Raw genomic sequence first — 15516 nt, forward strand, 5'->3', positions numbered from 1 at the left:
GTTTGTTTTTTGGATAATAGATATCCAGCGTACATCTTTCCTTTATATAGGCGTTGGTGTTGGATATACTATCATCATAATATTTTATATCCTTAACGGTTTGATAAACAATATTTTGGGCGTTGGTTAAAGTTACCCAAAAAATTAAAAAAAGGGTTAATGTCTTTACTTTATCCATGGTTGTTTTGTTTACCTCTAATTTAATTAAAACGATTGAGGACCTTGTATGTTTTTCAGATCAAAATCCTTGATTAGATCACAAAAAAAATCCCGTGTTTTTACTTTTATGTATTTGATTTCAATTATGGTGTTTTTAAGGTTATTATAATCCAAAAGCTATCCTAATTGTTTTCCTTTGTATACCGGATAGGGATTATGGTCGGTATTGAGTAGGTAATTAGGTGTTCTATGAATAGTAAAATCTGTTCCTTGGATGGTGACATGACTAACGTTAATGGATAGTATTGAATACTCGGGTAGGCAATATGGTAATTGTGGGGTAGTAAGTGAGCTTGTCATGGGTAAGTGATTTATCGACTTGAGTGGCCATTAGGGTAGTTTAAAGATGGTAGAATATATTTTTTGGGGAATAAAAGGGTAGTATTAGGTAGTTATTATGGTTTGTTGGGTACCTTAGGGCAGGTAATATACTTACGAAAGGATAGGGGTAATAGGGTAAGTGTCGGGTAGCTAGTTTAGATTATGCATACTATGTACGCTTTAAGAATTTCAATTTACCCATCTAAGGATTCCCCTTTAATTTCCCCACATTATTTCCAAAGACCATGAATAAAATTGTTTCATACTTGTTCCCCAACTTATTCTTCAATATACGGAAAGCCTTGGTGATCTGGGCTTCCACGGTTTTTATGGATATATCAAGGTAATCTGCTATTTCATTATTGGTAAGACCTTCCTTTTTACTAAGAATAAACACCCGCTGACATTTGGGGGGTAATTTTTGGATTTCTTTGTTCACGATGTCCATTATCTTATTCAGGATTCCTTCATCAATGTCTTCAACAGTCTCATGGGCATATTCTATATATTTCTTGTTCAGTAGTAAAACAGCCTTGTTTTTTTGATAATTATTCAAGAACTCATTATAAACGCATTTGTATAGAAAACTACGTATTGAAAATTGTGGATTTAGTTTTTTCCTGGATTTCCATGTCTTTAGAAATACGTTTTGAACAATGTCTTGGGCAAGGGCTTGATCATGGGTCAACGTCAGGGCGTAAGCATTAAGCCCTCTATGGTGTTTATCCAATAGATACATATAGGCTTTTTCTTCACCTGATTTAAGGCTTGTGATCAATTTCTTATTATCGGAAAAATCCATAATATATGTATTCTATAAATATTTATTATAAAAAATATGAATATATGAAATAATTTGAAAAAAAGTTAGGGTATTGATGATTTGACTTGTATTAATAGTAAGAAAAGATTTTAAATGATTCCTAAAGGTGTTGAAAATCAAATTGTGAAATATTTTTCACAGTCTGCCGATATCCATGATTTGGACTTTTTGAACGAGTGGATAAAAAATGAAGAAAATCGAAGTATTTTCAAGGAATATGTTAAAACCCATTTTGCGATAAATTTAACTATGAACGACCCTAGTTTTGATAAAATCAAAGACGAGCTCCTTAGGGAAATCCATAATGATAAAAAGTCATTGATCAAGGTAAAGCTCTTATCGGTTTTAAAATATGCAGCTATCGCTATTTTATTTATGGGGATAGGGTTTGCAATCAGCAAAAATGAATCTAGTGCTGAAGGGTTGATAAAACCAAGGGAAAATAGCATCACATTAAAATCCGCTACTGGGGAAGTAGAAGTAATCAAAGAGAACGGGAGCCAACAACTAATTGATGAAAAAGGTGAGATAATTGGCGCTCAAAAAGGAAAACAATTGGTCTATAAAGATCAGAAAAATACTTCTGAAATACAGTATAATACTTTGACCATTCCTAAAGGCAAGCAATTTGGACTCGTGCTTTCCGATGGAACAAAGGTTCAATTGAATGCTGGGAGCTCCATGACGTATCCAATAGCTTTTAGTCCCAACAGTCCTAGAAAAGTGGAGTTGACCGGAGAGGCTTATTTCGAAGTCAGTCACGACCAAAAACGACAGTTCATTGTCAATACACAGGAACTCGACGTAAAAGTATATGGTACCAGATTTAATGTGGCCAATTATCCTGAGGATGAGAATACCGAGGTTGTTTTGGTAGAAGGGTCCGTAGCCTTGTCTAAGCAGGGAGAAACACTAAAAAAGAAAGAGGAAGTATTCCTAAATCCGGGGCATATGGGAGCTTATAATAAAAGGGATAAGAATATTGTGGACCAAAAAGTCAATACATCACTTTACACGTCATGGATGGAAGGTAATCTTGTTTTTAGAAACGAAACATTTGAAAACATTACCCGTAAGTTAGAACGACATTACAATGTGGTCATAATCAATAACAATAAGGATTTGGCAGATGAAACCTTTAATGCTACGATAGAAATGAACCAAGAAACCATTGAGCAGGTCTTTAACTATTTCAATAAAATATACAGGATTGAATATCAAATTGTTGAAAATAAAATAATCATTAATTAATACATAATGCCTATGATATAGAAACAGAGGAATAAACCATGATTATTTTCATCTTTTATCATAAAAATTGGTACAAGAAAAAAATCGGAAAATGTTACAGCATTTCCCGATTTCGTAAAGTAATCAAACCAAAAAAGCATGATCACCAATAAACACTCAAAATTATGAAAAAACCAACAAAGTCAGGGGGGATAACCCCATGGCGCTTAAAATTTGACTTAAAAATGAAGTTATCACTTCTTTTTTTAATTACCGTAAGCTTCGTAATGCATGCAAACTCATCGTATTCCCAAAAAACCAAAATATCCTTGGATCTTGGGAATGCTACTGTGGAAGATGTTATTGATGAAATTGAAGCGACTACAGAATTCAAATTCATCTTCAACACCAAGTCCATAGATTTAAAGCGAAAGGTCTCCATCAATGTCAGTAAAGCACCCATTACAAAGGTGTTGGATTTACTTTTTGATAAAGAGAGTATAGGTTATGAGATAGATAATCGCAAAATTTTACTATATGGTGGTCCAAATAAGAAAACCTCCGAACAAGACTCGGGTATGGAGTTGCAAAACCTACAACTACAGGTCAGTGGAGTCATTACCGATGAAAATGGAACCCCTCTTCCTGGTGCGAGTATTATTGAAAAGGGGACAACTAACGGAACCACTTCTGATTTTGACGGCATTTTCGCAATAGATGTTTCCAATTCCGATGTGATTTTGGTTATTTCCTATATTGGTTTTACCACTAAGGAAGTGGCTGTTCAAGGTCAAACCAGTATTTCCATCACCTTAAAGGAAAATGCGTCGGCCTTGGATGAAGTAGTGATTACTGGCTATACAGCAGAACGGAAGAGTGATCTTACCGGGGCAGTGGCTATAGTAGAGATGGGTGAGGTTGTAAGTCAACCCGTTGCCAGTGTGGATAATATGCTGCAAGGTAGGGTTTCAGGTGTAGAACTCATAAGTTCCGGTTCGCCAGGAGGTGCTAGTACACTTAGGATTAGGGGGTATAGTACCATCAGGAACAATGATCCACTTTACGTTATTGATGGGGTTCCCACCACTACGGATATAAACCTGATCAACCCGAATGATATTGCATCATTACAAGTTTTAAAAGATGCCTCATCCTCTAGTATTTATGGTTCAAGGGCGGCCAACGGGGTTGTTATCATCACAACGAAAAAGGGTACATCGGATAAGGCCAAGATTTCATTTAATATGCATGCCGGTATTCAAAATACCAGAAATCTACCGAATAACCTAAATGCCCAAGAGTATGGAGACATCTATTGGGAAGGTTTTAATAATGACGGTATAGCCCCTTCCCATAGTATTTATGGAAATGGAGCCGTTGCTGTAATCCCTGCTTTTTTAGATGCCGAGAATACCATTCCATCGGCCAATACAGACTGGGTAGAAGAAATTTTTAATCCTGCGCTCATTCAATCGTACAATTTGAGTTTTGCTAAAGGAGGTGAAAATTCACATTCCTTTTTTTCCTTAGGTTATTTCGATCAGGAAGGGACTTTAAAAAACACGGATTTCAGTAGGATCACGGCCCGACTTAATTCGGACTATAAATTGTTTGATGATAAGGTTATCGTTGGTGAAAATTTGACCGTCGCTTACGCTAGCTCTGTCGGTACGGACACCAACTCCCTGCTCGGAAATGCGGTTTATGATGCATACCGTATACCAAGTATTGCCCCGGTATATGATATTAATGGGGATTATACAGGATATCCCTTATCCGATGTACAGAATCCTTTGGGAAATCTAGAGCGTAACAAAGATAACAACGTGGATAATGTTAGGGTTTTCGGAAATTTATTTACCGAAATAAAACTTTTCGATGATTTAAAATTCAAAACAAATTTCGGGATAAATTACACCTCTATCAAGGGGACCACATTTAATCCAACCTTTAAGGAACCCAATGCCCAAAGGGTAATAAATGATTTGGAGGTTAGAGATGAATTAAAGTTTGATTGGGTATGGTCCAACACCCTTAATTATACAAAAACATTGAATGAAAAACATAAGTTTAATGTATTGTTGGGTATTGAAAGTATTGAGAATCTTTATCAAGTAACAACTGCTTCCATAGATGATTTACCTACAAATGAAATCAATGTTAGGGTATTAAATGCGGGAGATCAAGGCACACAGACCAATACAGGGGATAAAATAGAATTTTCATTGTTCTCTTATTTTGGAAAGTTGAATTATGTTTATGATGACAAGTATTTATTTTCCGCAACGTTACGACGGGATGGAACTTCTAAATTATTGAACAACCGTTGGGGAACTTTCCCTGCACTTTCCGTAGGATGGAAGGTTTCGGAAGAAGATTTCTTTAATAAAGAGGGGGTATTGTCCAATTTAAAATTTAGGGCAGGATGGGGAATAACCGGAAACCAGGATATACCAGCATATCAAACTGTTTCAGGATTTAGCAGTAACCCCAATTATTCCAATTATGCCATAGATGGATCACAATCCAGCACACAGACCGGGTTCACTTTGTCCAGGATTGCCAATCCGGATTTAAAATGGGAAACAACCACACAAACCAATGTGGGTCTGGATTTTGGATTTTTGGATAATTCGATAAATTTCACGGTTGATTATTTTGTCAAAAAGACAGATGACCTGTTATTGTTTAAAACACTTCCCGCTGACCAGTCCGGTATTACCAATCGTGGACAATGGCAGAATGTAGGGGAAATGGAAAACAAAGGATTCGAATTGGCCGCCGATTTTCAAAGCGATCGAACTAAGGATTTTAATTATAACGTAGGAGTGAATTTTTCAGTAATCGACAATAAATTATTGTCCCTTGGTGAAGGAATCGATTTTATAGAAACCGATCCAGGCGTTTTGCATAGCACTAATTTTGATCAATCAACTTCCAGAACGGGTATAGGTCAACCAATAGCTTCTTTTTATGGACATGTGGTCGAAGGAATTTTTCAAACGGATACGGAAGCGACATCCAGTTTTCAACCCACTGCCGTGGCCGGGGATTATAAATTCAAGGATTTGAATGAAGATGGGGTTATCAATGATGCTGACCGGACCTATATAGGTTCGCCCCATGCCGATTTTACCTACGGTGTTAATTTTTCAGCCGCGTATAAGGCTTTTGATTTTACGATGTTCTTTCAAGGCTCGCAAGGAAATGACATTTATGATTTGTCGCGTTATTATAGTGATTTTTTCAATTTGGCGAATTACAACAAAAGTGGACGTATTTTAAATGCATGGACTCCTGAAAATACGAATACTGATTTGGCAAGGGTTTCTTTGAATGATCCAAATAACAATATACGTCCATCTTCTTTTTATGTTCAAGATGGTTCCTACTTGCGATTAAAGACATTACAGGTTGGGTTTACGTTTCCAGAAAGTATTGCCCAAAAAATAAAGGCCTCTCAGGTCAGGGTTTATTTAGAGGCGTACAACTTACTTACGATTACCGGCTATGATGGCTTGGATCCTGAAATAGGTCTTCAGAATTACGATTCTGACGGGCGGAATTTGGATATAGGAGTGGATAGGGGTATTTATCCTACTTCCCAAACATTCACATTTGGTGTTAATCTTAATTTTTAAAAAAAAACATAATGAAAAAAATATTCTTTACACTAAGCATTATGGGAATCCTTGTCACTTCATGTAGTGACGAGTTTTTGGAAAAGGATCCTTTCGGGGAAATAACCGACGAACAGGTACTACTGCCTGAAAATATAGAGCCATTGATCATTTCCGCATACAGCATACTAAACGGTCAAGGAAACGAAGCTTCAAACGCCTTTAATTCTCCGGCATCCAATTGGAGTTTTGGGGATGTTCTTTCAGATGATGCGTATAAAGGAGGAGGTGGAACAGGTGATCAAAATCAAATCCATCGAATGGAAATTTATACAACCGATTCACAGATTATCGATGTTGAACAAAAGTGGAGTGTACTTTATGAAGGCATAAACCGGGTAAATACGGTTCTTAAGGCACTGAAAAACTCTACTGAATTTGATGAAAGCACAAAAAATCAGCGGGTAGCCGAAATGCGTTTTTTGAGGGGTCATTTTTATTTTGAACTAAAAAAGATTTACAATCGTATTTCCTATATTGACGAGGAAGGCAATTATTTTTCGAACACCATGATTACTTCTGACGAAGTATGGACCAAAATAGAGGATGACTTTAATGCTGCCTTTACGGTATTACCGGATACACAAGATGATCCGGGGCGTCCTACAAAATGGGCGGCCAAAGCGTATTTGTGCAAAACCTATATCTTCCAACAAAAATGGACCGAGGCCAATTCCGCAGCTGATGAGGTGATCGTTAATGGGGGTTATAGTTTATTGCCAAACTTTAATGAAGTGTTTTTACCGGATAATGACAACGGACCTGAAGTTGTTTTTGCTATTCAGTATTCGATCAATGACGGTTCGCCAAATAATTACAATGGCTCCATTGGTGATCGTTTAATGCCTCCTGGGGGACCAAGATATAATCAGTATGGTTTTTTACGTCCTTCACAAAATTTGGTAAATGCATTTAAAACAGATGTTGAAGGTGCTCCGCAATTGGATAATGTCGATGTTACGGAAACCGATAATGTAGACCCAAGATTGGATGTCATTGTTGGAAGACCGGGAATACCATATAAGGATTTGGGAATCAACTACGAGGAGGATTGGGCCAGGGATTTGGCCACCTATGGCCCTTATGGTCCAAAGAAGAGGGTAATATCGGCAAATGACCCCAATTATTTACCTTCTTGGCCCTATGTAACTGCTGCCAATTATCATATCATACGTTATGCCGATGTATTACTCTGGAAAGCCGAAGCATCGATAGAGCTTGATGAATTGGAAGATGGTAGAACCTATATCAATATGGTACGGAATCGGGCAAAAACCGGAACCTATATCCAAAATTTGGACGGTACAGCAGATGCCGCTAATTATCTTATAGCAACATACGATACTGCATTTGATACGAAGGAAGAAGCAATTGTCGCACTGCGTACGGAAAGACGATTGGAGATGGCGCATGAAGGTCACCGTTTCTTTGATTTGGTACGTTGGGGTATTGCTGCAGAGGTCATAAACACCTATTTGGAAAAGGAAAAAATCCAAAGAGGATTTTTGACCGGTGCAACATTTGTAGAAGGGAAACATGAATATATGCCCATACCCCAAAGTCAAATAGATTCGGGGGGTACCGATGATAGTGGAAATAGTCTTACCACACAGAATCCAGGTTATTAGACATATGGTTTTTTAAGGATCTTGTTAGATTGAGTTAGTTTTGTAAAAGGGGAGGAAGTAATTTTCTCTCCTTTTTTTGTGTATATAAGTCGGAATGTAATCTTGGAATATATCGCAAAGGTTAATGGGTAACATACCCAGGTAAAGGTTTTGTTCCTTTCGGGTTTAGTGGGGAGTATATTTATTTTAAGGATAAAATTATCTTCTATAACCTAATTGTTCTCCAATGTGGTAAAAATGGCGCTTAGACTAGTCTTGACATTGTTACGGGTTCAGGGCGATGTTCGTTCCAATATTGGACTACTATTTTTTTATGAATTTTCCTTATACACTTGATATCCTTTTTTACCTGCCATTTTTGAAATTGTTTCACTGGATTTAGGTACCTCGAATAAGAATTAGGATTAAGGGATTGCTTTTTTATTTTTAATAAAATAGAATGCTTCTTCGATTATCATGCTTTTTCTTCAGGTATTGAAGGGGTAAGTGGGGTGGTAGGGCAGGTTTATTGACTTTTGGCTGGGGTTCTTCTTTTTTAAGGACAACTTCAGTACGTTTTTTAGATATGCTCGTAGATGCGCTTATTTTCGATAATAGTTCGGCCTTATCGGAATTTGAAACCAAACCCAGTTCCAAATATTTAATGAGAGACCTTTTAATGAGGGTCATGAACAACCAGTGTTCACGTTGGGTTTTAAAGCGATTGTCCCCGGCCTTAATTAGAGTTTGTCGTACTAGGGTAGGGGAAAATAAGGAGATAAAAGACATAAAAAAAACGGTTTGTGCGTACACAAACCGTTGATTTTGCTGGTATTGACCTTTGTAGCGAGAGGGGGGCACGATCCCCCGACCTCCGGGTTATGAATCCGACGCTCTAACCAGCTGAGCTACCTCGCCATTTAAATTGTTCTGAACATATTTTCATGCTATATGTCAGACTACTAAAGCTACTGCTGACGAAACTTTGTTTGTCAGCATCCTGATAAAGACCACGTCTTTCATCAGGACTCGCCATTTGAATTATTCTGAACATATTTTCATGCTATATGCCAGACTACTAAAGCTACTGCTGACGAAACTTTGTTTGTCAGCATCCTGATAAAGACCACGTCTTTCATCAGGACTCGCCATTTAAATTGTTCTGAACATATTTTCATGCTATATGCCAGACTACTAAAGCTACTGCTGACGAAACTTTGTTTGTCAGCATCCTGATAAAGACCACGTCTTTCGTCAGGACTCGCCATTTGAATTGTTCTGAACATATTTTCATGCTATATGCCAGACTACTAAAGCTACTGCTGACGAAACTTTGTTTGTCAGCATCCTGATAAAGACCATGTCTTTCATCAGGACTCGCCATTTTACAATTATTCCGACAATATTTAAATCTGTCAGAAAACAAAAGCTACTGCTGACGAAACTTTGTTTGTCAGCATCCTGATAAAGACCATGTCTTTCATCAGGACTCGCCATTTTACAATTATTCCGACAATATTTAAATCTGTCAGAAAACAAAAGCTACTGCTGACGAAACTTTGTTTATCAGCATCCCGATAAAACTACGTCTTTCATCATCGCTCAGCATATCGTTTTAAACGGCTGCAAATATAAAGTTTAATTTTTGGTTCTTCAACATTCATCTTAAAAAAATATTCTTCCTCTTTTATTTTTTTATCATTTAGATTTATATATATTGCCCATAATAAATACCAATCTTGATGAGCGATAAGACTAAATTTGAAATTGAATTTGTAATACAGTCTTCACCCCAATTGTTATATCAGTATTTGTCAACACCTTCCGGACTTTCGGAATGGTTTGCCGATAATGTCAATTCGAGGGGGGAGTTGTTCCGGTTTATTTGGGATGGCACTGAAGAAGAAGCTAAATTATTAAAAAGAAAGAGCGAGGAATTCGTAAGATTCGCTTGGGAAGAGAATGATGATGATTCTTACTTTGAAATGAGGATCATCGTTGATGAGATCACCAAGGATGTTTCACTTTTTATCATAGATTTTGCAGAAGAGGACGAAGTGGATGAAGCAAAAATGCTTTGGGAAAATCAAGTAACCGACCTTAAACAGGTTTTAGGTTCAAAATAGGATTCCGCGTAGAATTATGCAGTATATTTGGCCCTGAAAATACTATCAGGGCTTTTTTTATGATCAATTTTAACGGTGAACTACTTCAAGAAAACTCTAATTTTCTAAACCATGAAAATAGGGGACTACGCTATGGCGACGCTCTTTTTGAGACGATAAGGGTGGTTAATTCAAAAATATATTTTTGGGAAACGCATTACCTGCGCTTAATGTCCTCCATGCGAATCCTTAGAATGGAAATCCCCATGGACTTTACGATGGAGTCTTTTGAGGAACAAATAGTAAAGACACTACAAAACAACGGGCTAAACCAAAAATCGGCAAGGGTTCGTTTAACCGTGTTTAGAAACAATGGGGGATTCTACACTCCAACCAATAATGATGTTTCTTATATCATAGAAGCGAATGAACTGCCATCTACCTTTTATAGTATAGAGGACAAGACCTATGAGGTGGACCTTTTCAAGGATTTTTATCTGAACCCCGATATGTTATCGACCTTAAAGACCAACAATAAGATCTTAAATGTCGTGGGCAGTGTTTTTGCTGAAGAAAACGAACTTGACAATTGTTTGTTGTTGAATGCACAGAAGAGTGTGGTAGAGGCCCTAAATGGAAATCTATTTTGGGTACAAGGCAATGTGATTAAGACCCCTCCACTTTCCGACGGATGTTTAAAGGGTGTTCTTCGAAATAAATTGATTGAAATAATCAAAAGTCTGAAGGACTACACTTTGCTTGAAACCTCCATTTCCCCATTTGAACTGCAAAAGGCCGATGAGCTTTTTATAACGAATGCCATTGTGGGTATACAACCGATTACCAAATACAGGAAAAAACATTTTGGTAATGAAGTAGCGAAAAGTCTGTTGGGTAAATTGAATGCTTCGGCCAGACTTGGATAAACCAAAGTGTTCCTTAGTTTAGGCTAGGATTTTCCGGTGCGTTCGACCAAATTAAATAATTACCACCCAATTCCAACATTTTTTCCTTCCAAAAGGCGATAGAGGATTTTTGGATTATGGAACTGGAGTATTCATTGGGAACCACAATCCATGATTTAGAGGATAATTCCTGATCCAGTTGTAGGGAAGACCACCCGGAATACCCAAGGAAGAAACGTATATCCTCATCAGTGATCACCCCTTCATTGATCAACTGTACGGTGGTTTCAAAATCACCACCCCAATAAATGCCGTCAGCTATTTCTATACTATTATCGATAAGATCGGGAACCTTATGTATAAAATAAAGATTATCCTGTTCCACAGGGCCACCATTATATACTTGAAGCGGTATTGAGATTTCAGTCACCAAATCATTGATATTGTACTCCAAAGGCTTGTTTAGGATAAAACCAACAGAACCTTCCTCGTTATGCTCTGCCAACAAAACCACGGACCTATTGAAAGAAACATCCCCTGTTAACGAGGGTTCCGCGATAAGTAGCTTGCCTTTATTTGGTTTTATACCAATCATATTTGCTTTTCTGATGTAACTAAAATAAGACAATTCCTATAAAACACAAACTAGTACATACAAAAAAAACCTTGACAGTAATGCCAAGGTTTTTCAAAAGTATAATAATATAGATTAGTTTACCGCTTTGCCTAAATCAGCACCTGCTTTAAACTTAACAACATTTTTAGCTGCAATTTTGATAGTTTTTCCAGTTGATGGGTTTCTACCTTCTCTTGCATTTCTTTTAGATACAGACCAAGATCCGAATCCTACTAATGATACACGATCTCCTTTTTTAAGAGAACCTTCAACATTACCTAGGAAAGACTCCAATGACTTTTTAGCCGCAGCTTTTGTGATGCCAGCATCAGCAGCCATTGCATCGATTAATTCTGTTTTGTTCATAATGTAATTAAATTAATTGTTTTAAAAATAATTTTAAACCTTTGAACAAATTTATACGGATTTACCGTGAACACAAGTAAAACAAGGGGAAATCGCCGTTTTTGTTAATAACTCAATAGGTTTGTTGATAAAGTAGGGCTTTTTTTACGTCTCTCGCAGCCCAATGGTAGTGGGGCTTTACGTCATAGAGGCTGTTTTCATCAATTTTAGTCCGTTTAAGACATCGCGGATTGCCATTCTTCGTTTTCCCGGTAATTGGATTTCCTCTAGATAAATATATCCTCCTGTTACCGCAACTTTCATTTCTGCCTTGCCACTTATGACCTGCCCAACTTCAAGGTCGTGCACCCCCTCTTCCATAGAGGCCTTATGTATTTTAAGGAAAGATTCCTCCCCGCCATTGTTCAATGTGGTCCAAGCGACAGGGTAGGGGCTTAATCCCCTGATAAAATCATAAATCTGTTTTAAAGATCCGTTCCAATCAATTCGACATGTTTCCTTATGTATTTTAGGGGCTTCCTTTAAATGGCTGTTGAAAGCTTGTGGGGTTCTGGTGACGGACCCTTGGAGTATCCCCTGAACCGTTTCCAAAACAACCTTGGCCCCAAGATGCATCAATTTATCGTGTAAGGTACCTGCGGTATCGTCATTGGTGATATCGACCTTGGCTTGAAGGATCATTTCGCCAGTATCTATCTTATCATCTAGATAAAAGGTAGTGACCCCGGTTTCGGTCTCTCCGTTGATAATAGCCCAATTGATGGGTGCAGCACCCCTATAATCGGGAAGTAATGATGCATGTAGATTGAACGTACCGTAATCCGGCATTTGCCATACAACCTTAGGTAACATTCTAAAGGCCACTACAATCTGTAGGTTGGCATTCAATGCCTCCAATTCCCCTACGAATGTTTCATCTTTAAGATTTGTAGGTTGTAGAATAGTCAACCCTTTTTCCTCAGCATACTCCTTTACAGCTGATTTATGTATTTTTCGTCCCCTGCCGGCTTGTTTGTCAGGTGCAGTCAACACGCCTACAATATTAAATTCGTTTTGCACCAATGCATCAAGAATGGTAACGGCAAACTCCGGCGTTCCCATAAAAACAATCCTTAAATCTTCCTTCTTAAGCGAGCTCATATTCATTTCTGGTATTTATTCTTATTCTTTCATTTTCCAACAATCCCCGCAAAGCGATTAGAACGACATCCTCATTAAAGGGAAGGGTTTTGATCAAATCCCTGGAAGACTTCGGCCCGATGCTTAATTGCCGTACGATTTCTTCCGACACAAAGGTAGTTAGGTTTACGTTCAACTCCTTTTTAGCCTTACAAATATCGCATCGCCCACATTCGGTCGCCTGGGTTTCCCCAAAATAGTGCAGCAATTGTATGTTCCTACAGGTTTTCGTGTTCTTGATATAGGAAAGAATAGCATCAACATTCCTTATTTTTAGGCTATTCAGGGCTTTGACCCTTTTCGCGAATACATTTATGGTACTGTCATCTTCCCGAGGAACCAAAAAGGTGATTTCCAAATCACTGTTTCGTTCATCATACTCGATAACTTGGTCCGTCTGCAACTTTTTCAGTACAGCCAACACCTTATCCTCCGATACTCCCGCTTTTTTGGCAACCAATACGGTATTTATCTTGGTATCAAATTCAAACACCCCCCCATAGGTTCGCAATAGCGTTTGTACTATAACTGCCAAGTTCCTGTTTTTGTCGAGATAATCGAATAATTGATCTTTATCAGCTATAAATCGGAGCGTAGTTTTTTTTGAAAAAGCCTCTGACAGGGCAAGGACCGAATTTTGATCCAAAATACGAAAGGCATTATAAGTGATCAAAGGGTTTAATCGGTATGCCTCACAAAACGCATTGAAATTTAATTGAAAATACTCATCATATCCTTCCCCATAGGGGATTTGGAAATAATTATTGAGTTTGTTATACACTAATTTAATAAAGGGGATATCGGGTAAGACACTTAGGAACTGGTTTTTTACCTGCGCAATATCGCTATTGTTGGTCAGCAAAATCGCCCGTGCCGGTTTACCGTTTCTACCAGCCCTTCCAGCCTCTTGAAAGTAGTTTTCAATGCAATCGGGAATTTGGTAATGCACGACCAAGGTTACATCGGGTTTGTCGATACCCATACCAAAAGCGTTTGTGGCTACCATGGTCTTCACCTTATTACTTAACCATAAGTCGAGACGTTTCTTTTTCTCCTGTTTGGATAATCCCCCATGATAATACGATGAAGAACACCCATTCGTTTGAAGAAATGTCGCCAAGGTTTGGGCAGCCCGTCGGGTACGTACATAAACGATGGCACTGTGGTCCAAGTTGGAACAAAGTTGTTTTAATCGATATCTTTTGTCCTCTTCCCAAGAAACGGAAAAAGCAATGTTGTTGCGGGCAAACGAATCCTTTACAACCAAAGGGTCGGTCAAAGTAAGACTTTCGACAATATCCTTTGCGACAGCCTCCGTAGCCGTAGCCGTAAGGGCAATGATAGGTACATTGGGGAGGAGTTCCCGCAATGTGGAGCACTCGAGATAAGCGGGTCTAAAATCATGCCCCCATTGCGATATACAGTGGGCCTCGTCTATGGCAATAAGATTAACGTTCATTTGCTGAATGCGATCGCGAACCAGTTCTTGCTGTAGCCTTTCGGGGGATAGATAGAGAAACTTGTAATTGCCATATAAACAATTGTCCAAAAGGTTATTGACTTCCTCAAACGAAATACCGCCGGTCAAGGCAATAGCCTTTATCCCTTTTTCCCTCAATACTTCGACCTGGTTTTGGATCAAGGCAATCAATGGGGAAATAACGATACAGATGCCCTCCTTACACAAGGCGGGTAATTGGAAGCAGAGCGACTTACCACCCCCGGTTGGGAGCAAGGCAAGCACATCCCTTTCGGCCAATACCGCATCTATTATTGTTTTCTGGGAACCCTTAAAGGACCCAAAACCCCAGTAATGCTCTAAAATGGTCTGCGGGTCCTTTTGCATTATAGCGTTTTGGTATGATCAAGTATAAACTGCACCCTTTCATGAACACTTCCTTTGGGCACAAGGGTTACATCATAAGAGAAATTGCCATAGGACTTGGCCAGGCAATCGTGGATCTTTATCGATTCTTCGAACGATTCGAAACGTTCGCTGTCCGTCACATGGATTTCCTTCCATGGGGGCATAAGAAAAATATGGTCGTATCGCAAGGTTTGGCAGGGTTCTGAAAATTCAGAGGTATAGGTTTGCTGAAAACAATCCATATAAGCCAATACGTCGGGTATTCCACGGTCAAAAAAGACAACGTCCCTTGTGGATTTCAGCGCAGATCGGTATTGATTGATACGGGCATTCAGAATATTCAGGTTAAAACTTTTAGGGTCGGGGACCGAAACAATGGGGTTCGAAACTATCTCTATGTCACCACCTTGTGTCTTTTCCTCTGAAGTCATATCGCGTATAACCTCATGCAAACAATGGAAGCCATCCATCTCCAACTGCTCAATGACCGAAGTCTTACCTGTACTGGGGCCTCCAGTGATTACAATTTTTTTCGCCTTCAATAGTTCTGTGTTAAGAGTGTAAAAATACGGAATACAGGATTATTATAAAATTGTTA

At 38.4% G+C, this 15516-nt stretch carries 12 protein-coding genes and 1 tRNA gene; 5 read left to right on the forward strand and 8 right to left on the reverse strand.

Going from position 1 to position 15516, the window contains the following annotated elements; translation table 11 throughout:
- Positions 1 to 742 precede the first annotated feature (742 nt).
- Positions 743 to 1342 (reverse strand): RNA polymerase sigma factor, encoded by a 600-nt coding sequence (locus tag HPE56_RS00005; RefSeq protein WP_188241733.1) that lies wholly within the window; start codon positions 1340 to 1342, stop codon positions 743 to 745.
- A 114-nt stretch (positions 1343 to 1456) separates the two neighbouring features.
- Here HPE56_RS00005 and HPE56_RS00010 point away from each other — a divergent pair, with 114 nt between their 5' ends.
- From HPE56_RS00010 to HPE56_RS00020, 3 genes are all read left to right on the forward strand, one after another.
- Positions 1457 to 2614: a FecR family protein gene (locus tag HPE56_RS00010; RefSeq protein ID WP_188241734.1), complete on the forward strand. Its 1158-nt coding sequence runs from the start codon at positions 1457 to 1459 to the stop codon at positions 2612 to 2614.
- A 164-nt stretch (positions 2615 to 2778) separates the two neighbouring features.
- Positions 2779 to 6234 carry a TonB-dependent receptor gene (locus HPE56_RS00015; protein ID WP_223170120.1) on the forward strand — a complete coding sequence of 1152 codons (3456 nt, stop codon included), beginning with the start codon at positions 2779 to 2781 and terminating at the stop codon, positions 6232 to 6234.
- A gap of 11 nt (positions 6235 to 6245) precedes the next feature.
- Positions 6246 to 7901 carry a RagB/SusD family nutrient uptake outer membrane protein gene (locus tag HPE56_RS00020; RefSeq protein ID WP_188241735.1) on the forward strand — a complete coding sequence of 552 codons (1656 nt, stop codon included), beginning with the start codon at positions 6246 to 6248 and terminating at the stop codon, positions 7899 to 7901.
- A gap of 426 nt (positions 7902 to 8327) precedes the next feature.
- On the opposite strand, the gene HPE56_RS00025 is transcribed toward HPE56_RS00020, so the two are convergent.
- Positions 8328 to 8669, reverse strand: a complete 342-nt coding sequence (locus tag HPE56_RS00025) for a hypothetical protein (RefSeq protein ID WP_188241736.1) — start codon at positions 8667 to 8669, stop codon at positions 8328 to 8330.
- Positions 8670 to 8724: 55 nt separating this feature from the next.
- A tRNA-Met gene (locus HPE56_RS00030) sits at positions 8725 to 8798 on the reverse strand.
- Between the two features lie 824 nt (positions 8799 to 9622).
- Between HPE56_RS00030 and HPE56_RS00035 the strand changes: the two genes are divergently transcribed.
- Together HPE56_RS00035 and HPE56_RS00040 are read left to right on the forward strand one after the other, a co-directional pair.
- The gene (locus HPE56_RS00035) at positions 9623 to 10006 is read left to right on the forward strand and encodes an START-like domain-containing protein (RefSeq protein ID WP_109655156.1); all 384 of its coding nucleotides are present in this window, start codon (positions 9623 to 9625) and stop codon (positions 10004 to 10006) included.
- A gap of 59 nt (positions 10007 to 10065) precedes the next feature.
- Positions 10066 to 10911, forward strand: coding sequence for an aminotransferase class IV (locus HPE56_RS00040; protein WP_188241737.1), 846 nt, complete (start codon positions 10066 to 10068; stop codon positions 10909 to 10911).
- A 13-nt stretch (positions 10912 to 10924) separates the two neighbouring features.
- Here the strand turns inward: HPE56_RS00040 and HPE56_RS00045 are convergent, their stop codons facing one another.
- The 5 genes from HPE56_RS00045 to HPE56_RS00065 all read right to left on the reverse strand — a co-directional run bounded on the left by HPE56_RS00045 (position 10925) and on the right by HPE56_RS00065 (position 15460).
- Positions 10925 to 11485, reverse strand: a complete 561-nt coding sequence (locus HPE56_RS00045) for a YqgE/AlgH family protein (protein WP_188241738.1) — start codon at positions 11483 to 11485, stop codon at positions 10925 to 10927.
- Between the two features lie 114 nt (positions 11486 to 11599).
- Positions 11600 to 11872, reverse strand: a complete 273-nt coding sequence (locus HPE56_RS00050; protein WP_109655149.1) for an HU family DNA-binding protein — start codon at positions 11870 to 11872, stop codon at positions 11600 to 11602.
- Between the two features lie 177 nt (positions 11873 to 12049).
- Positions 12050 to 13018 carry a methionyl-tRNA formyltransferase gene (gene fmt, locus HPE56_RS00055; RefSeq protein ID WP_223170121.1) on the reverse strand — a complete coding sequence of 323 codons (969 nt, stop codon included), beginning with the start codon at positions 13016 to 13018 and terminating at the stop codon, positions 12050 to 12052.
- The gene (locus HPE56_RS00060) at positions 12999 to 14897 is read right to left on the reverse strand and encodes a RecQ family ATP-dependent DNA helicase (RefSeq protein ID WP_188241739.1); all 1899 of its coding nucleotides are present in this window, start codon (positions 14895 to 14897) and stop codon (positions 12999 to 13001) included. Before HPE56_RS00060 ends, fmt begins: the two co-directional genes overlap by 20 nt.
- Positions 14897 to 15460: an AAA family ATPase gene (locus tag HPE56_RS00065; protein ID WP_188241740.1), complete on the reverse strand. Its 564-nt coding sequence runs from the start codon at positions 15458 to 15460 to the stop codon at positions 14897 to 14899. Before HPE56_RS00065 ends, HPE56_RS00060 begins: the two co-directional genes overlap by 1 nt.
- Between the last annotated feature and the right edge of the window lie 56 nt (positions 15461 to 15516).

Origin of the sequence: Maribacter aquimaris (genome assembly GCF_014596745.1) — a bacterium.
GTDB lineage: Bacteria > Bacteroidota > Bacteroidia > Flavobacteriales > Flavobacteriaceae > Maribacter_A > Maribacter_A aquimaris.